This is a genomic window from Microbacterium hydrocarbonoxydans (genome assembly GCF_000956475.1).
GTDB lineage: Bacteria > Actinomycetota > Actinomycetes > Actinomycetales > Microbacteriaceae > Microbacterium > Microbacterium hydrocarbonoxydans_A.
The window spans coordinates 229487-247264 of the sequence record NZ_JYJB01000009.1 but is presented as its reverse complement, the minus strand read 5'-3'; the positions used below and the strand labels follow the sequence as shown (position 1 = coordinate 247264).

17 protein-coding genes are annotated in these 17778 nt (G+C 69.0%); 3 read left to right on the top strand and 14 right to left on the bottom strand.

Going from position 1 to position 17778, the window contains the following annotated elements:
• Positions 1–24: 24 nt before the first annotated feature.
• The 4 genes from RS84_RS10330 to RS84_RS10315 form a co-directional block, all read right to left on the bottom strand.
• Entirely contained in the window at positions 25–879 is an 855-nt protein-coding gene (locus RS84_RS10330) for a fumarylacetoacetate hydrolase family protein (protein ID WP_045257708.1), read from the bottom strand.
• On the bottom strand, positions 876–1751 hold the full coding sequence (locus RS84_RS10325) for a fumarylacetoacetate hydrolase family protein (protein WP_045257707.1): 876 nt from the start codon (positions 1749–1751) through the stop codon (positions 876–878). Before RS84_RS10325 ends, RS84_RS10330 begins: the two co-directional genes overlap by 4 nt.
• 127 nt (positions 1752–1878) lie before the next feature.
• Entirely contained in the window at positions 1879–2658 is a 780-nt protein-coding gene (locus tag RS84_RS10320; protein ID WP_045257706.1) for an SDR family NAD(P)-dependent oxidoreductase, read from the bottom strand.
• A 14-nt stretch (positions 2659–2672) separates the two neighbouring features.
• A complete protein-coding gene (locus RS84_RS10315) occupies positions 2673–3491 on the bottom strand; it encodes an SDR family NAD(P)-dependent oxidoreductase (RefSeq protein WP_200892013.1) in 819 nt (272 codons plus the stop codon).
• Positions 3492–3572: 81 nt separating this feature from the next.
• Here RS84_RS10315 and RS84_RS10310 point away from each other — a divergent pair, with 81 nt between their 5' ends.
• Both RS84_RS10310 and RS84_RS10305 read left to right on the top strand, forming a co-directional pair.
• Positions 3573–4127, top strand: a complete 555-nt coding sequence (locus RS84_RS10310; protein ID WP_045257705.1) for a carboxymuconolactone decarboxylase family protein — start codon at positions 3573–3575, stop codon at positions 4125–4127.
• A gap of 42 nt (positions 4128–4169) precedes the next feature.
• The gene (locus tag RS84_RS10305; RefSeq protein ID WP_052676320.1) at positions 4170–4967 is read left to right on the top strand and encodes an IclR family transcriptional regulator; all 798 of its coding nucleotides are present in this window, start codon (positions 4170–4172) and stop codon (positions 4965–4967) included.
• A 1-nt stretch (position 4968) separates the two neighbouring features.
• Here RS84_RS10305 and RS84_RS10300 read toward each other — a convergent pair whose 3' ends face one another.
• From RS84_RS10300 to RS84_RS10280, 5 genes are read right to left on the bottom strand one after another with little or no spacing between them, the layout of a single operon-like run.
• The gene (locus tag RS84_RS10300; RefSeq protein ID WP_152641799.1) at positions 4969–5895 is read right to left on the bottom strand and encodes a nucleoside hydrolase; all 927 of its coding nucleotides are present in this window, start codon (positions 5893–5895) and stop codon (positions 4969–4971) included.
• A 2-nt stretch (positions 5896–5897) separates the two neighbouring features.
• On the bottom strand, positions 5898–6800 hold the full coding sequence (locus tag RS84_RS10295) for an alpha/beta hydrolase fold domain-containing protein (protein ID WP_045257702.1): 903 nt from the start codon (positions 6798–6800) through the stop codon (positions 5898–5900).
• The gene (locus RS84_RS10290; RefSeq protein ID WP_045257701.1) at positions 6797–9046 is read right to left on the bottom strand and encodes an alpha-L-rhamnosidase; all 2250 of its coding nucleotides are present in this window, start codon (positions 9044–9046) and stop codon (positions 6797–6799) included. Before RS84_RS10290 ends, RS84_RS10295 begins: the two co-directional genes overlap by 4 nt.
• A 28-nt stretch (positions 9047–9074) precedes the next feature.
• Positions 9075–9845 (bottom strand): alpha/beta hydrolase, encoded by a 771-nt coding sequence (locus RS84_RS10285; RefSeq protein ID WP_045257700.1) that lies wholly within the window; start codon positions 9843–9845, stop codon positions 9075–9077.
• Positions 9845–10390 (bottom strand): quercetin 2,3-dioxygenase, encoded by a 546-nt coding sequence (locus RS84_RS10280; RefSeq protein WP_045257699.1) that lies wholly within the window; start codon positions 10388–10390, stop codon positions 9845–9847. Before RS84_RS10280 ends, RS84_RS10285 begins: the two co-directional genes overlap by 1 nt.
• 139 nt (positions 10391–10529) lie before the next feature.
• Between RS84_RS10280 and RS84_RS10275 the strand changes: the two genes are divergently transcribed.
• Complete coding sequence (locus RS84_RS10275) at positions 10530–11441, top strand: LysR family transcriptional regulator (RefSeq protein ID WP_052676319.1); 912 nt, start codon at positions 10530–10532, stop codon at positions 11439–11441.
• On the opposite strand, the gene RS84_RS10270 is transcribed toward RS84_RS10275, so the two are convergent.
• The 5 genes from RS84_RS10270 to RS84_RS10250 are packed head-to-tail and all read right to left on the bottom strand — an operon-like array spanning position 11438 to position 17748.
• Complete coding sequence (locus tag RS84_RS10270; protein ID WP_052676318.1) at positions 11438–12457, bottom strand: alpha/beta hydrolase; 1020 nt, start codon at positions 12455–12457, stop codon at positions 11438–11440. The two genes, RS84_RS10275 and RS84_RS10270, sit on opposite strands and share 4 nt — an antisense overlap.
• The gene (locus RS84_RS10265) at positions 12415–13254 is read right to left on the bottom strand and encodes an ATP-binding cassette domain-containing protein (protein WP_235281458.1); all 840 of its coding nucleotides are present in this window, start codon (positions 13252–13254) and stop codon (positions 12415–12417) included. Before RS84_RS10265 ends, RS84_RS10270 begins: the two co-directional genes overlap by 43 nt.
• Entirely contained in the window at positions 13251–15197 is a 1947-nt protein-coding gene (locus RS84_RS10260) for a dipeptide/oligopeptide/nickel ABC transporter permease/ATP-binding protein (protein WP_045257697.1), read from the bottom strand. Before RS84_RS10260 ends, RS84_RS10265 begins: the two co-directional genes overlap by 4 nt.
• The gene (locus RS84_RS10255) at positions 15194–16135 is read right to left on the bottom strand and encodes an ABC transporter permease (RefSeq protein ID WP_152641798.1); all 942 of its coding nucleotides are present in this window, start codon (positions 16133–16135) and stop codon (positions 15194–15196) included. The genes RS84_RS10260 and RS84_RS10255 overlap by 4 nt, the downstream gene beginning before the upstream one ends.
• 53 nt (positions 16136–16188) lie before the next feature.
• Complete coding sequence (locus RS84_RS10250) at positions 16189–17748, bottom strand: ABC transporter substrate-binding protein (protein ID WP_045257695.1); 1560 nt, start codon at positions 17746–17748, stop codon at positions 16189–16191.
• Between the last annotated feature and the right edge of the window lie 30 nt (positions 17749–17778).

Sequence of the window (17778 nt, the reverse complement as noted above, 5' to 3'; positions counted from 1 at the left end):
CCTCTGCGAAGCGGGAACGGACTGTCAGCGGAAGCGCGTGGTGAGCCTGCCGATGCCCTCGATCTCACTGACGAGCACGTCGTCTGGGCCGATGAAGCGCTGCGGGGTGCGGCGGTTGCCGATGCCCGACGGCGTGCCGGAGAAGATGATGTCTCCGGGCAGCAGCGGGCACACCGCCGACAGCCGCACCAGCAGCTCCGGCACGTCGTACAGCATCATCGATGTCCGGGATGACTGCATCCCCTCCCCCGACAGGCTGCACGAGATCGCGAGATCGTCTCGGTCCGCGAGTTCATCGGGAGTGACCAGCCACGGCCCGGTCGGCCCGAACCCCGGGAACGACTTGCCGAGGCTGAATTGCGGGGCCGATCCCTGCAGCTGGGTGATCCGCTCGGACAGGTCCTGCCCGATCGTGAGTCCTGCGACATGCTCCCAGGCGTTCTCGCGCGTGAGCCGATGCCCTTCCCGGCCGATCACGACGACGAGCTCGACCTCCCAGTCCACGTGCCCTTCCGGCAGTTCGACCACGTGCTCGGGACCGACGATCGACGAAGGGAACTTCGTGAACGTGACCGGCATCGAGTCCGGCGGGTAGCCGGCCTCGGCGGCGTGCTCGGCGTAGTTCAAACCGATCGCGAACACCTGCCGCGGGCGCGGCACCGGGGCGCCCAGAGCCTCGGGATCGACGGGAGCGGATGCCGTGGCATCCGCCTCCGCCGCCCACTCCGCGAACGCGTCCCACTCGTCGAACAGCGACTGCGGGTCGGGGCCGAAGCGGCCGTCGGATGCCGTCGCGATGTCGATCGCCACCTGGGTTCCTGAGCCCGTCGAAGGGCCCGCGACCAGCACGGCCCGCCCGGCGAGGTTGGCGATCCTCACCAGTCGACCCGCTGCGGGGCGGGCTCGCCGTAGCGGTCCTCCCAGCTGATGACCTTGTTGCGAAGGGTGCCGATGCCGGTGATCTCGGCCTCGATCTCGTCGCCCGGCTTCAGGTAGAAGTCGAAGGGGTTCGGCTGCACCGCGGCGACGCCCGAGATCGTGCCGGTGGTGATGATGTCACCGGCGCTGTAGATCTGCGGCGAGTGGTAGGCGACCAGGTGCGGGAACTTGATGCGCGTCTGGTTCGTGTTGCCCTGCTGACGCACCTCGCCGTTCACGCGCAGCTGCATCGGCAGCTCGTGCATGTCGGGTACCTCGTCGCGCGTGACGATGTACGGGCCGATCGGGCAGAACGTGTCGATGCCCTTCGAGAACGAGAAGACGCCCGACTCCATCTCCTTGCGCTGGATGTCGCGCGCGGTGATGTCGTTGAACACCGTGAAGCCCGCGATGTAGTCGTCGGCCTCGTCGGGTCCGAAGAATTTGCCCGCCTTGCCGATGATGATGCCGAGTTCGAGCTCGTAGTCGAGTTCCTTGGTGAGACCCTCCGGGTAGACGATGTCGTCGTCGGGGCCGATGATCGCGTCGACGTTCTGGAAGAACACGATCCCCTTGTGCACCGGGTGCGACCAGTCGACCGCGGTGAGCTCGTTGTGGTGGTCGGCGAAGTTGCCCGCCGTGTGGAAGAACTTCTTCGGGCGGATCGGCGCTTCGAGCTTCACGTCGGCGAGGGTCAGGCGCTCGCCGGTCTCGCGCACGTCTCCCGCACGCTCGAACCATTCACGGGTGGACGGGACGTCGAGTTCGATCACGACGCCCTCCTCGAGTTCCAGGCGGCCGACCCGGCCGCCGTCGAAGGTGATGAGCTTCATTGATTTCTCCTTGTGCGTGTGTATGCATTTCGTCTCTGCGTTTCGTCTCGCTTCGCTCGCTCAACGAACAGCTATCGGTCGTTGAGCGGGGAGCGCAGCGACGCGACGAAACGCCGGGGGCGGTCGCTCAGGCGCCGACCATGTTGAAGCCGCCGTCGGCGAGCATGTAGCCGCCGGTGAGGTGCGCGGCCTCGTCGGTGGCCAGCCACAGGCAGGCGCCGGCGACGAACTCGGGCGGGGGGATGACGCCCATCGGCGTTTGCGAAAGCAGCACCTCGCGGCGGCCGTTCTTCCAGTCCTCGCGGTTCAGCAGACGCTCGGTCTCCATGAAGCCCGGCGCGAACGTGTTGATGCGCACCGCCGGAGCGAAGGCCTTGGCGTAGGACTTGGTGATGCCGAGGATCGCGTACTTCGCCGCCGCGTACTGCGGGGCGCGGGCCGAGCCGCGGACGATCACGGTGGAGCCGACCTGCACGATATTGCCGTGCCCCTGCGCCAGCATCCGCTCGCCGAACTCGTGCGTCATGAGCAGCGTGCCCTTGACGTCGATGTCGATCACCGCGTCGAGTGCCTCCTGCGTCAGCTCGTTCCAGTTCATCTGCTCGCTGGATACGTCGCCGACGTTGTTGACCAGCACGTCGAGCACGCCGAACGCGGCGAAGACCTCGTCGGCCATCCTCTTGATCTCGGCCCAGGATCCGATGTCGCCCTGCACGAGGATCCCGTCGCTGCCCGCCTCGCGGATGCGGGCGAGCGTCTGCTCGGCACCCGCCTTCGACGAGCGGTAGTGGACCGCGACCTTCGCCCCCTCCTGCGCTGCGCGCACGGCGATCTCGGCGCCGAAACCCGTGCCTGCGCCGGTGACGAGCACGGTCTTGCCCGCGAAGCGGGGGTAGATCTCTGACATGTTCTTGTCCTTTCTCAGACGAGGGTTCGTCCGCCGTCGATGTACATCACGTGTCCGGTGATGAACGCGGCGTGCTTCGACGACAGGAAGAGCGCGGGGCCGGTGAGCTCATCGGGGGTTCCGAGGCGCCCGGCGGGCACGAGGCTCTCGAGGTCGGCCCGCTTGCCGGGCTTCGCGAGTTCGACAGCGGTCAGCGGCGTCTCGATGTAGCCGGGGGCGAGGGCGTTGACGGTCACTCCGGACGCGGCCCACTCGCGTGCCATCACGCGGAGCAGCTGGTTGATGCCGCCCTTCGACGCCGCGTACGGCCCATGTGAGTGATGCGCGAGCAGCCCGGAGACGCTGGAGAGCGCGAGGATGCGACCGAACCCCTGCGCGACCATGTGCCGGCCGGCCGCCTGGGCGAGGCCGAACACCGAGCCGAGGTTCACCTGCAGGATGTGCTCCCATTCGTCCTCGGTGAACTCGAGGATCGGTCGGCGGTCGTTGATGCCGACGGCGTGCAGCAGCACCTCGAGGCCGCCGAGCTTCTCCACGACCTCGGCGACGACCCGCGCGCCAGCGCCATGCTCCGTGAGGTCGGCGCGGATCAGCTCGTACCGGCCGCCGAGTCGGGCGAGGTCAGCGCCGAGGGCGTCGAGGGTGCGCTGATCGCGATCGACGACGGCGACGGATGCTCCAGCCGAGGCGTAGGCGAGAGCGCATGCTCCACCGATCCCGCCGGCCCCGGCGATGAGCACACGGGATCCTGTGAGCCCGAGCCAGCCGGCGTCGGTGCCGGGCTCTGCGATGGCCTCGATCGACATCGACGCCTCCTTGTCGGTGAAATTCATTGAACAAAAGCCTGTTTCGTTAAATGAACGTATCAGACGATTGACGGTTGTGAAAGTCACTTTTACTGGTTGAATAACCTCATGGCAGCCCGCATCCACCCGCTCCCGCCCACCGAGCTCAGCCCCGAGCAGTCGGCGCTGTATGCGTCGATCACGGGTGGCCCCCGCGCCGCGGGCCCGCAGCACTTCGCGCTCACGGCGGCAGACGGCTCGCTGCGCGGCCCGTTCGACGCGATGCTGCGCTCCCCCGCGGTCGGTGCCGCTCAGCAGGAGCTGGGAGCCGCGATCCGCTATCGCACGCGCCTCGACGACCGCGCCAGGGAGCTGGCGATTCTGCTCGTCGCCGCGCGCTGGTCGAGCGGGTTCGAGCGGGAGGCGCACGAGGCAGTCGCCCGCGCTATCGGCTTCGACGAGAGCGAACTCGCCACCCTCGCCCGCCAGGACGTGTCGGGGTTCAGCGAAGATGAGCGACTCATCGGCCAGACCGTCATCGCCCTCCTCGACGGCGATCTCACCGACGACGAGTGGGCTGCGGCGTCGGCGGCCCTCGGCGAGCAAGGCGTGTTCGAGCTCACAGCGCTCGTGGGCTACTACTCCACGCTGGCTCTGCAGTTGCGAGTGTTCCGTGTCGGCTGAATCGCGGATGCCGCGACGAGCGCAATGGTATGTTTCCACTCTATGAAAGATGAATCCAGCGAGCCGGTGAAGGCCGGCGGTCGCTACCGCATCGAAGCTCTCGCGAAGGGGCTCGACGTCCTGCGGCTCTTCGACGAGACCGTGACCTCGCTCAAGCTCCGCGAGATCTGCGATCGCACGGGCATCCCGATGGCGACGGCGTTCCGCGTCGTCGCGACTCTCGAAGAGGGCGGATATCTCGAGCGTCTTCCCGATGGCAGCATCCGTCCGGGCGTCGCGGTTCTCCTGCTCGGATCCGCCGCGCTCCGCGGATCGAGCCTCGCGCAGCTCAGCGAGCAGCCGCTGCGCCACCTCGCCGAATCCACCGGCGAGACCGTGAATCTGGGAGTTCTCGTCAGCGACCAGGTGCTCTATCTCGCCCGCCTTCGCAACTCGGATCTCGTCACCGCGAACATCCAGGTCGGCTCGACGCTGCCCGCGGCATACACGTCGATGGGCAAGCTGCTTCTCGCGTTTCTGCCCGATGACGAGCTCGCCGCGACCCTGGCGAACCACGACTTCGCCGCCAACGCAGGACCGAACGCGGCCCGATCGCTCGACGAGCTTCGCGAGCGCCTGGCCGCGATCCGCGCGCAGGGGTACTCGCTGCAGGATCAGGAGGTCGCCGCGGGTCTGCGCTCGGTGTCGGTGCCCGTGTTCGGGCGCGAGACCCGGCCCGCCGCTGCGATCAACATCGCCGTCGCATCCTCCCGCCACGACGTCGAGTCGCTGCGCGGGCCTCTTCTCGAGCAGCTCCGAGCGACCGCCGAGGACATCTCGCGGTTGCTCCGGGCCACCTGACTCACCCAGAAGCCGTGCCCCTCGCGTGTGTCGCGAGCTTGGCGACGAGATCGCCGTACATCAGTCGCATGTCGATTCCGGTGAACACCCGCACCCGCGGCGGCCCGACGATCGGCTCGCCGTAGGAGCCGTCGGCCTCGATCCTCCTCCGCGGCTCGAGCCGAGATGGAGACGATGACGGCTCGGCACGGAACGTTCCCCGCAGCGCCGTCAGGAGCACGAGCGGGCTGTCGCCCAGCACGGCGCACTCGCCGAGGCTCGCTCCGAAGAGCTGCTCGACGTGGCCGGTGAAGTCGCGCCACCGGCTGACGAGGTACGTGCCCAGTGGGCCGGCCGAAGCGATGTCTCGGTCGAGCTCCGCCCACGAGACGAGGCATTGGCAGTAGGCGGACTCCGGCACCTGCCAGATCTCGATCTCCGATGCGAAGACCAGCTGCGCTGCTCGTAGGTCGGCGCTGGCGTTGAATTCGAGCCCGTCGGCCGGAGCGTCGTAGCCGTTGCCGCCGATCCAGACCAGCGTCAGGCGCTCGGCGATGCGGGGCTCGAACAGCAGCGCGGCGGCGAGCTCTGTGAGCCCGGCGCCGGCCGCGTAGAACAAGGGCGTATCGACGTCGTCGCGCATCGCCTCGGCGACGATCGCCCGGGTGACAGCGGAGACGGATGCCGCCGTGGCGCCGATCGCCTCCCGAGACCCGGCCTGGCATCGCAGCCTGCTTCCGGCGAGCGCCAGCACCTCGTCCGCCGCCTCGACGCCCTCTGCGACGATGTCGCGATCGGGAGCCACCATGTGGTCGGGCACGCGCGTGGAGATCACCTGCACGATCTCGACGGAGGTGCAGAGCACGTGGTGGGCGAGCTGGAACAGGCCGTCGGGGTCGCCGCCGAAGTCGTTGTCGATGATGACCCGGCTGCGTGGCGCAGGGCTCACGATCACGCCTCGGGCCCGGCCGTCGTCGAGACGGCATCCGTCAGCAGTGCGAGCGTGCGCTCGGCCGCAGGGTCGCCGATCTCGTTCAGATAGCCGTGCATCGCACCGCGCTGGCGGACGACATGCACGTCGACGCTGGCCCGGGCGAGCTCTGCGGCGAACGCCTCCCCCGACGCACGCAGGCTGTCGAGTTCGGCGTTGACCATGAGCACGGGTGGGAGCCCCGCGACATCGTGCCCTCCGGGGAACGCGTACCCCTGCGGGTCGATGCCGTCGGGGAGATAATTGCGGTTGATCGCGTCTCTGCTCTCGGGCGTGAAGATCCGCGCCGGCGGAACGTCTTCCAGCAGCCGGGCGAGCTCGGCGTTGGGCGGCAGGATCGCGTCGTGCAGCGACGGATAGACGAGCGCGAGAAGAGCGGGAGCGATGGTGCCGCGGTCGCGCAGGCGCATCGCGGCCCCCGCCGACAGGTTGGCGCCCGCGCTGGCGCCGCCGAGGGCGACACGACCAGGGTGAGCGCCGAACCGCGCGGCATTCGCGACGGCCCAGTCGAATGCCTCGACGATCTGCAGCGATGCGACCGGGAACCGAGCGCGGGGACCTGCCGCCTCGGCCTCGGCGCGCAGCTGCTCCGGGGAGGGGAACCCCGCGTCCTCGGACGGCGGGGCGAGCGCCTCGAGAGCGTCGAGCGGCGCGAGCGTGTAGTCGACGGAGATGACCGTGACGCCGTCTGCGCTGAGGCGCCGACCGACCTGGTCGGCCTCGGGCATCTCGAGCGTGCCGAACATGAAGGCTCCCCCGTGCAGCCAGACCAGCAGCGCGCCGTTCGGCTGCGCCGCCGGATACACCCTCACGCGAAAGGCGTGGCCGCCGCCCTCCAGGGCGACATCGTGGACAGCTGTCATCGTTCTGCTCCTTCTGCTTCGAGATGATGGATGCCGGCACCCACGACCTCGTCGGCGCGGCCGGGAAGCCGCAGCACGGCTTCGGTTCCGTCGGGGACCGTGATCTGCACCTGCAGCGTCTCGCCGGTCGTGCTCCAGCGCACCGCTGCACGGCCGTGGGGAGTGTCGAGGGTCGTCTCGGCCCAGGTGATCCCTCCTCCCGGTTGCGGAGAGACGAGGAACCGCCGGTAGCCCGCCTCGAGCGGGGCGAGTCCCCCGATCGTGCGATGCATCCAGTCGGCGACGGCGCCGAACGCGTAGTGGTTGAAGCTCGTCATCTCTCCCGGATTGATCGAGCCGTCCGGAAGCATGGAGTCCCAGCGCTCCCAGATCGTGGTCGCGCCCATCGTGACCGGGTACAGCCAGGACGGCATCTCGCGTCGGAGCAGCAGCCCGTAGGCGTCATCGAGGTGTCCGGTGGATGTGAGCGCATCGAGGATGAACGGAGTGCCGGCGAAGCCGGTGCGGATGGCGTGTCCCGATGCCCGCACGAGCTCGGCCAGCCGTTCCCCTGCTCGCCGCCTGTCCTCCCCCTCGACCAGCTCGAACGCGATCGCGAGCGCATACCCCGTCTCGCTGTCGCCGCGCACGCGCCCGTCGTCGACGTAATGCTCGCGGAACGCCGCGCCGATGCGGTCGCGGAGCGCGGCGAACTCCGCCTCGTCGTCAGGCCGATCGAGCACGCGTGCGGCGTCGACCATCATGCTCGCGGTGCGGAATGCGCTGGCCGTCGCCACGACCTCGGCGGGCGTCTTCGCCTTTCCGGGGTCGTCGGCGGGAGCATCCGGATCCAGCCAGTCCCCGAACTGGAAGCCTTGATCCCACAGGCCCGAAGGAGACAGCACCGCCGCGACCGAGCGCACATGAGCGGTCATCAGCGGGTACGCGTCGCGCAGGGTCTGCTCGCGCCCGTACGCCCGCCACAGTGCCCACGGCACCCACACGGCGGCGTCGCCCCAGATCGCTGTCGCCCCCGGCTCGGGGAATCCCGTGTCGAGGTGCTTCATCACGTTCGGCACCACCACGGGCACCGTCTGCTCGGGCGTCGCCCGGCGTTCGAGCTCTGCGTCAACGAGCCAGTCGGCGAGGAACGACTCCACGTCGCCGAGAAACGCCGCAGTGGGTGCGAACACGGCGAGATCGCCAGTCCAGCCCAGCCGCTCGTCTCGCTGCGGGCAGTCTGTCGGCACGCTGAGGAAGTTTCCGCGCATGCCCCATTCGACGTTGCGGTGCAGTTGCACGAGATCCGGGTCGGAGCAGGCGAACGTGCCGATGACGGGGATGTCAGTGGCGACGACGACCGCCGTCAGCGCTGCCGGGTCCAGCTCACCCGGCCAGCCGGACACCTCCGCGTACCGGAAGCCGTGGAACGTCAGCGTCGGCTCGAAGACGTCGTCGCCGCCGCTCAGGATGAAGCGGTCTGTCGCCTGCGCCGCGCGCAGCGGGCGGACCCCGAGCTCGCCGTCCTCGAGAACTTCGGCATGGCGCAGCACGATCTCGGTGCCGTCGGGACCCGACACTCGGGCGCGGATGACACCCACGAGGTTCTGACCGAAGTCGATCAGCGTTCTTCCCGACGGCGAGGTCCATACCCGCTCCACCGCGCGCTCCCCGACGACCCGGACCGGCGGAGACGTGCGAGCCACGAGCATCGCCGTGTCGAACTCGACCACCGCGACGCCATCCCAGTCCGAGTCGTCGAATCCGGGTCGCGACCAGGCCTGGTCGCGGAAGCGGGCGTCGATGGTCTGGCCGTTGTAGAGGTCGTCGGCCCGCACCTCGCCGGTGCCCGCCCGCCAGGATCCGTCCGTCACGACCCGCTGGACGAATCCGTCGGCGAAGACCACCTCGAGCTCGGCGAGCGCGGCTCGCTCCGCGCCGTACACCGCACGACGGCCGGTGAAGCCGAGGAAGCCGCGGTACCAGCCGTTGCCGATCCTCAGCCCGATCGTCGTGCGCTCCGCGACGGCGTGGGTGACGTCGTGCTCGATCAGGCGCACCCGCCACTCGTAACTCGTCCACCCTGGTGCGAGGAGCTCATCGGACGAACGGATGCCGTTCACCCAGGCCTCCACGACGCCGAGGGCGCTCAGGCGCAGCGTCGCGCGCCGCACGGCGCCGTGTCCTGCGGCAAGAGCGAACTCGCGTCGCAGCAGGGGTGCGGCGTCGGCGGGATGCTGCGGGGCGATCATCTTCGGATCGGACATAGCTCTCCTCGTTGAGCGGATGCGTTCTTCACGCGGTGACGCGGGCGATGAAGTCCATCGCACGGTCGAACAGCGGCGCGGTGTCGACGACGCCCTGCCAGAAATGCCGGCCGCCCTCGACCGGATGGAACTCGACGTCGACGCCCGATGCGCCGAGCGCGGCGACCAGCGCTTCACTCTGCGCGAAGGGGACGTGCTCGTCGGCGGTGCCGTGGGCGATGTGGAACGGCGGCGCGTCGGGCGCCACCTGGAACAGCGGGCTCGCCGCACGGGCGCGGTCGGGCACGCTCCCGGCCGGAGCGCCGAGCCAGCGCGCCTCACGCGTCTGATCGGCGGGCTCGCCGACATCGTGCTGCGCCATCGCGAACAGGTCGGCGGGGCCGAACCAGTCGACGACGCCACGGACATCTCGGCGTCGCAGGCCGGCCAACGCCGCAAGCGTGGCTCCGGCCGAGACCCCCCACAGCACGATCCGCGACGCATCGGCTCCGTGCTCTGCGCCGTGCTCGTGCAGCCAGCCGATCGCGGCGTCCACGTCGTCGAGCTGGGCGGGGAAGCGCGCCTCGCCGCTCAGCCGATAGTCGCACGACGCCACCGCGAATCCCGCGGCCACGATGCGGTCGAACGACTCCGCGTCCGAGATTCCCGGGGTGAAAACCTGCCGCGAGCCCCGCAGCCACCCGCCGCCGTGCAGGAACACGACGACGGGGGCTCCGGATGCTGCGGGCGTGCGCAGGTCGAGCGCCAGCGGACGGAAACCGTCCGGCTGGGCGAACTCGATCCCGAGCGTGGTGGGCATCAGTCGCGGAACTGGAACTCGGGCATGAAGACCGTGTCGTACTTCTCTCCCGCCGCGCGCATGACCTCGAACGAGGGGACGTACACGCCCTGCGGCTCGGTGAGGTCGGTCTGCTGACCCATCGCGTGGAAGAAGCGCTCGAATCCGGCGGTGCCGACTCCGAAGACCTTGGTGGAGTTGTGGATCTGGAATGCGTGCACGGTGCCGGCCGGGACGTACGCGAAGTCTCCCGTCACGAGGGTCGTCTTCGAGTGGTGATCCGCGGCATCGTCCATCCACACCGAGATCTCGCCGTCGACGACATAGAAGATCTCGTGTGCCGCCTTGTGCAGGTGCGCCGGGATACGGTCGCCCTTGCGACCCTGCATCGTGAAGGCGCCGTACTGGTCCTCCGTCTCGTCCCCGGTGAGCAGGATCGTGAACAGCTGATCGAAGACGAGCGACTTCTCGCCTTCTCCGTTGCCGAGGACGAAGGGCCGGGGTGCCGCGGGCAGGATGCCGGCGAAGGGGACCTTGTCGGGATCGTCCGTCGGGAATAGGGACATGCTTACCTCCTTGTGAAGCACGGGAGCCTCCGCGGTCTTCTGCGACCGGCGCTCCTGGCAGGTCAAGTCTGGTCGGCGAGCCCAGTGCGAGGAAGTTCGAGATCCCTACTCGGCATTAGCCACAGGCTAAGATCGCGGCATGGAGATCCCGATCCACGTGATCCGGTACTTCTGCGCACTCGCTGAGGAGCTGCACTTCAGCCGAGCCGCAGAACGGCTGAACATCACACCCCCGTCCCTCAGCCAGCAGATCAGTCGCATGGAGCAGCAGCTAGGCGTCAAGCTGTTCGAGCGCAGCCCTCGCAAGGTCGAACTCACCGCCTACGGTCGCGATCTGCTGCCGCTGGCCCGCCGCGTGATGGACGACCACGATCAGCTGCTCGACTGGGGGCGCAGCGTCGCCCGGGACCGCGACGCTCCGCTGCTGCGCGTCGGCGTGGTCGCGGCGGGCGCCGGCACACTCACGACCGCGGCCATCTCAGCGACGATGCAGGCGATGCCGACCGCGCGCATCGAGATGCGGCGGCTGGGGTTCTTCGATGTGGGCGAGGATCTGGAGCGCGGACGGGTCGACGTCGTCTTCGCGCCGGCGCCGCTTCCGCTGCCGGCGCGGATCCGCGTCGAGCCGCTGTGGCGCGAGCCTCGCGTACTCGTGGTGCCGGCCGGGCACCGGTTCGCCGGCCGCGAGTCGATCTCGATCTCGGAGACCGGCGGAGAGCGCTTCGTCGCGGTCGCGAAAGGCGTGCCGGAGGTGGTGAACTGGTGGCTCGTCGATCCGCGGCCCGACGGCTCCCGCCCTCTGCGCGGGCCGACCGCAGACAGCGTGGAGGGCCTGCTCGAGCTCGTCGCCGCCGGCGCCGGGGTGAACATCGCCGGCGAGTCCGCCTCGCATCACTACCGTCGCGAGGAACTGGCCTTCATCCCGATCAGCGACATCGAGCCGGCGACCATCGTCCTGTGCAGTCTGAACGACGCACGCAACCCGATGGTCAAAGCCTTCCGAGACACCGCGCAGCGCCTCTCGCCGCTCGTCGACGCGAGCTTCCACTAGGCCGGGGCAGCCAGTTCTCGCGCCAGGAAGTCCGCCGACTGACCCACGATCCCCGCGATGTCCGAATGACCGATGAATGTGTGGTCTGCGGCGGGCACGCCCACCAGCGTGCTGGACACGCCCTTCGCCCGCAGCTTCTCGTGCAGCATCTCGGATTGTTCATACGGGACCGCGTGATCGTCGAGGCCGTGGATGAGCAGGAACGGGGGCGCGCTCGGCGACACGTATTCGATGGGGCTCGCCCTGCGCAGCATCTCGGGCGCGGTTCTCGGATCCGCGCCGAGATATGCCTCCATCGGCGCGATCCTCTGCTCGTCGGTCAAGGCGCGGACGTCCACGCCCAGACTCTCGAGGAACGGGAGGAGGCTCTCCTGAGGCATGGTCGTCAGATCGTGGAGGCCGTACCAATCGACCACGGCGGAGACATCCGTCCTGCCATCGCGGAATCCCTCGATGCCTTCGATCGCGGCATCACCGCTGCATCCGGTCAGCCCGAGCATCGCCACCAGGCACCCGCCGGCGGATTCCCCGATCAGGCCGACACGGTCGGCGTCGATCCCGAGTTCAACTGCGAAGCGCCTCAGGTAGCGCAGCGCGGCCTTGAGGTCGTGCAGCGCGGCGGGGAACGGCGCCTCGTGGCTCAGACGGTAGTCGACGCTCGCCACGGCGATGCCGCGATCGAGCAGCGCTCCGATGAGATCCAATCCCTCCAGCGAGGGTGGGAACGAGCGGCGCGACCCCTCTTGGAACGCCCCGCCGTGGACCCACAGCGCCACGGGCGGCGGGGTGCCCGTACGCGGGACGTGAAGGTCCAGCTCGACTGGCCGGTAGCCGATCGGCATCGAATACGCCACGTTCCAGAACGTCCTCCCGCTCTCGGTGACGACGGCGGCGGGCGGCTGCGCCCCCGCGGCGGGCCAGACGAAGGGCGTCGAGTTCATGCCGTTCTCTCTCTCGAAGTGTGTGATGCGCGTCACGCCGCGGGTGCGGATGCGGATGCTTTCAGCGCCCGCCACGCCTCGCGCCGACGCGCCTGCTCGTCGGGGTCGGGCACCGGAGATGCCGCCATCAGCACCTTCGTGTAGTGCGCCTGCGGATCGTGGATGATCTCGCTCGTGGCGCCCTCTTCGACGATCCGGCCCCGGTTGAGCACGATGATCCGCTGAGCGAGGAACTCCACGACCGCCATGTCGTGCGCGATGAAGAGATAGCCGAGGTCGGCACCGGCGCGCAGTTCGGCGAGAAGGTTGAGCACCTGCGCCTGGGTGGAGAGGTCCAGTGCGCTGACCGCTTCGTCGCACACCACGAGACGCGGGTCCGTGACGAGTGCCCTGGCGATCGCGATGCGCTGCCGTTGTCCGCCGGAGAACTCACGCGGATAGCGTTCCATCGCGGCCTCCGGCAATCCGACCGCGGCCATCGCCTCACGCGCCTTCTGCTCGCGTCGCGCTCGCGGCATCCCCGCGACTCGCAGCGGCTCGGTGAGCGCATCACCGATCGGTCGACGCGGATTCAGCGACGAGAACGGATCCTGGAACACCGCGCGCAGATCCCCCTGCAGAGCGCGTCGCTCGGACGGGCCCGCCTCCGTGATGTCTCGGCCGTCGAACAGGATCCGTCCGCTCGCCACGGGGACGAGGCCGAGGATCGCCCGCCCGATCGTGGTCTTCCCCGAGCCGGACTCGCCCACGAGACCGAGCGTCTCCCCCCGTGCGATGGAGAACGACACGTCCTCGACGGCGGGTGCTGCACGCTTGCCGTAGCGGATCACGAGGTCCTGCACCTCGAGGATGGGTGTCTGGGATGCGCTCATGATCGTCCTCCTGCTCCCACGGGAGCCCGCCATTCTTCCTGCCGACCCCGCACCTCATCGCGTCTGACGCATCGCACGCCGCCTTCGCCTTCCCCCCGAGGGTCGAGCGGAATCGGGCTGCGGCATTCGATACTCGCGAATCGGCATCGCTCGGCGAACCGGCATCCGCTCGTCCACGATCCGGGCGCAGGAACCTGTCCGGGGATGGAGGCGAGACGCGGTGTGCTGTCCATCTCCGCGATCGTGTGCGGGTCGGCCGCGAGCAGAGCCATCGTGTACGGATGCTCGGGCTGCAGCAGCACGTCGCGCACAGGCCCCGACTCGACGATCTGGCCGGCGTACATCACCGACACCTCGTCGCACAGGTCAGCCACCACGCCGAGGTCGTGCGTCACGAGGATCACGGACATGCCGCGATCGGCGACCAGCCCGCGCAGCAGGTCGAGGATCTCTGCCTGCACCGTGACGTCCAACGCCGTGGTCGGTTCATCCGCGATCAGCAGACTCGGCGTACCGGCGAGCGCGAGAGCGATCGCGACGCGCTGGGCCATGCCTCCGGAGATCTGATGCGGATAGCTCTTCAGCACCCGCGGGACGTCGACGATGCCGACATCGGCGAGGAGCGCGGCAGCGACGGCCTTCGCCTGGCCACGGCCGGTCTTGCGCAGCCGCCGGATCGCTGCGGCGAGCTGCCATTCGATCGTGAACATCGGATCGAGCGCCCTCGTCGGCTCCTGTGAGATGAAGGCGATCTCGTGGCCGCGCACGCGCTGGAGCTCACTCTCGTCCGCACGCGCCAGGTCGGCTCCTCCCCACCGGATGCGCCCGGATCGCACCGACAGCCCGGGGGCGAGCAGGCCGAGCAGTGCGTACGAGGTCACGCTCTTGCCGCAGCCGGACTCTCCGACCAGGCCCATCACGCTCCCCGGCTGCACTCGTAGAGACACGCCCGAGACCAGCTCGGGTCCGTCGTCGACGCCGATCACGAGGTTCTCGATCGAGAGCTCGCGCTCGGCCACCTTCGTGGCAGGGGCCGCACTCTCCGCGGCCGGGGTGCGACGGCGGCGCAGCGAGATGAGGGGCGGGGGCTTGGCCGCTCCGCCCGAGAGCACGTCTGCGAGCGCGTTGGCGGCGATGATCGTGAGCGCCAGCACGCCGCCGGTCGGCACCATCATCCACGGCTGCTGGAAGATGAACTTCGAGGCGGCCTGGATCATGCCGCCCCAGGTCGGCTCGGGCGGCTGCGGACCGAGCCCGATGAACGCGAGGCCCGCCTGCATTCCGATGCCGACGCCGAAGATCAGCACGAACTGCACGATCACTGTGGTCGACATGTTCGGCAGCACGTGCCGCAGGCTCGCAAGCATCGGGCGCACGCCGTCGACAGCTGCCGCCTCGACGAAGAGCTGCCGGTGAAGCGACTTGGACTGCCCGAAGAACACCCGGTAGAGGGCGCCGAACAGCAGCAGGCCGAAGATCGCCATGACGACGACCATGTTGGTCCCCACCGCGGCGATCACCGCCATGATGATCACCATTCCCGGCAGCGAGAGCACGATCTCCGACACCCGGTTCATCACCGCCTCCACGCGCCGGGAGCGCGCAGCCCAGAGCGTCAGCGGGACCGACACGCCGATGCCCACGACGGGCGTGAGCAGCGCCACCAGCATCGTCGGCGCGGCGGCCGTGACGATGCGGGAGAGCAGGTCGCGTCCGAGTTCGTCGGTTCCGAGCAGATGTGCCGCACTGGGGCCCTGCAGCACGGCCTTGAGATCCTGCTCCAGCGGGCCGTACGGCAGCCACAGCGGGGCCGTGAGCGATGCCGCGATCAACCCGATCAGCCATGTCAGCGAGAGGATCGCGGTCGGCGAGGAGCGCAGCGTCCGGCCGACGCGGCGGTCGGTCCTGCGCGGTCGGACGATGGAGGTCGTGGAGACGGTCATGATGCACGCAGCTTCGGGTCGAGGGCGAGGGTGAGCAGCTCGAGGGCGAGGTTGACCACCACGACGACGAGCGTCGCGACGAGCACCAGTGCCTGCACCAGGGGCAGGTCGGCGTTGCCGACCGCGGCCTGCATGGCCTGGCCGATGCCGGGAAGGGCGAAGAGCACCTCGATGATCGCCGAGCCGCCGAAGAGCACGATGAACTGGATCGCGATGCTCGCGAGGATCGGCAGGCTCGCGCCGCGCAGAGCGTGCACGTAGATGATCCGCGAGGTCGGCGTGCCCACCGCCCGCAGCATACGGATGTGCTCCTGCGTCAGCGATTCGGCCATCGACGCCCTGGTCTGCCGCGCGATGCCTGCAGCGGCGGTGAGTGCGATCGTCAGCACGGGCAGTACGAGAGAGCGGGCCCACGACGCGGGGTCGTTCTGGAAGGGGACGAAGCCCGTGGCCGGCAGCATCCTCCCCTTCACAGAGAAGACGAAGACGAGCAGAACGCCGACCCAGAAAGCCGGAAGGGAGAGCAGGATGCCGCTGACCACCGTGATGGCGCGGTCGACGACACCGCCGCGAACCGCTGCTGCGACCCCCATGGCGATCCCGAGCACGGCGCTCAGCAGCGTTCCGAACACGGCGAGCGCAGCCGTCACCGGCAGCCGCTTGCCGATGTCGTCTGCGATCGACCGGCCATCGATCAGCGAGACGCCGAGGTCGCCGTGCAGCACCTGGCCGACCCAGTTCGCGTACTGGACGATCCAGGGGTCGTACCACCCCATCGCCACGTTGTAGTCATGCACCTGTTCCGGTGTCGCCGACTGGCCGAGGGCCACTCCGCCGGGGGTCGAGCCCGAGAGGTGGACGAGGATGAACGCGACCGCAGAGGCGACGACCAGTGTGAGGATCGCGAACACGATCCGCTTCACGATGAAAGACAGCATCGGTACTCCCAGGAGGCCGGTGCCGGCGGAGGCCCGCCGGCACCGGCTCAGTGTCAGGATGCGGGCTGGAAGGAGGCGAGGAGAGGGAACGACTCCGCGCCGGGGAAGGTCGGTTCGTCGATCTTGCTCGTGTTGTACGCCCAGGGAGCCAGCTGCTCGAAGAGCGGGATGAGCCAGCCCGAGTCGACGATCGATCGGTTGAGGTCCTGCAGGGCGGTGGTGCGGGCGTCGTCGTCCTTCGCCGCGCCGAGTGCTCCGGCTGCGGCCTGGATATCGGGATTCTGCGCATTGTGGAAGTTCGCGAAGCCGAACAGCGCACCGAAGACATTGCCTGCCGGGTTGGTCCAGGTGAACGGGATGGGCCCGCCGATCGGCTCGGTCTGCACTGCGGCGAAGGACTCCTCCGTCGAGGTCGCGTTCTTCAGGTTCACCGTGACGCCGATCGCCGCCCAGTACGGCTGGATGGCTTCCAGGTCTCGCTGGCTGCCCTGACCGATGGTGAAGTCGAAGCTGAAGCCGTCGGGGTAGCCTGCCTCCGCGAGCAGCTTCTTCGCGCCCTCGGGGTCGTAGGCGTACTCATCTTCGAGGTCATCGAGATAGCCCGGGTTGTCCGCGGGCAGCGCGTTGGCGGTCGGAACCTCGCCCGGGTGGACGGCCTCGACGTACGCTTTGCGGTCGATCGCCATGCTCAGCGCCTGGAAGACCCGCGGGTCGCCCCACTGGGGTGCGGTCGCACCGGACTTGTCGAACGCGATGAGGTTCATGACAGTGCCGCCGTTGGTCGCGAGACCGACCCCGGCCGACTCCACCTGCTGCTGAGTCTCGGCCGCGACGTTGGCGACATCGACGTCACCCGAGATCACGGCGTTCACCCGTGCCTGCGGGTCGAGGATGGGGCGGATCTCGTAGGAGTCGAACGGGTAGTCCTTCGCCGCAGGGTGGTCCTTCTTCTTCACGAGGACGTAGCTGTTGCCCTTCACCGTGGCGTCGGCGTCGATCTCGAGGGGGCCCGAGCCGTCGGGGACCGAGTCGAGCGAGGCCCGGTCGGCAGCGCCCGTCGGCCCGACGATCGCGCCGGCGGGCAGCACGAGATTGGACTCGAAGCCCGGCTGCGGGGCGGCGAAGGTCAGCGTGACGGTGTCCTCGTCGACGACGGCGACGTCGGAGATCTCGTTCTGTCCGCCGGAGGCGAAGTTGCTGTAGCCGGAGAGGTCGGGGTTTCCCCGAGCGTCGAGGTTCTGCTTCACGAGGTCGGCGCTGAGTGGGCTCCCGTCGGAGAAGCTCACGCTGGTGTCGAGGTCGAGCGTCAGCTGTGTGCTGTCGTCGTTGTACTGGAAGTCGGTCACGAGGTCGGGGACGACCTTGCCGTCCTTGTCGAGCACGAACAGCGAGTCGTAGAGGCCTTCGAGGAGCAGGCGCTGACCCGTGCCGTAACGAATCGGGTCGTAGCCGAAGGCGGCGAGGTCGGACTCGACGCCGATGACGAGGCGGTCGGTGTCGGCCTTGCCGCCGCTCGCGCCCTCGGCACCGCCGGTGCAGGCGGTGAGCGCGAGCGCTGCGGTGGCGGTCACCGCCAGAGCGGCGATGCCGCGCGCTGTGGTTGTACGAAGCATTCTGATCTCCTGTGATCGATGTGCCGGTGC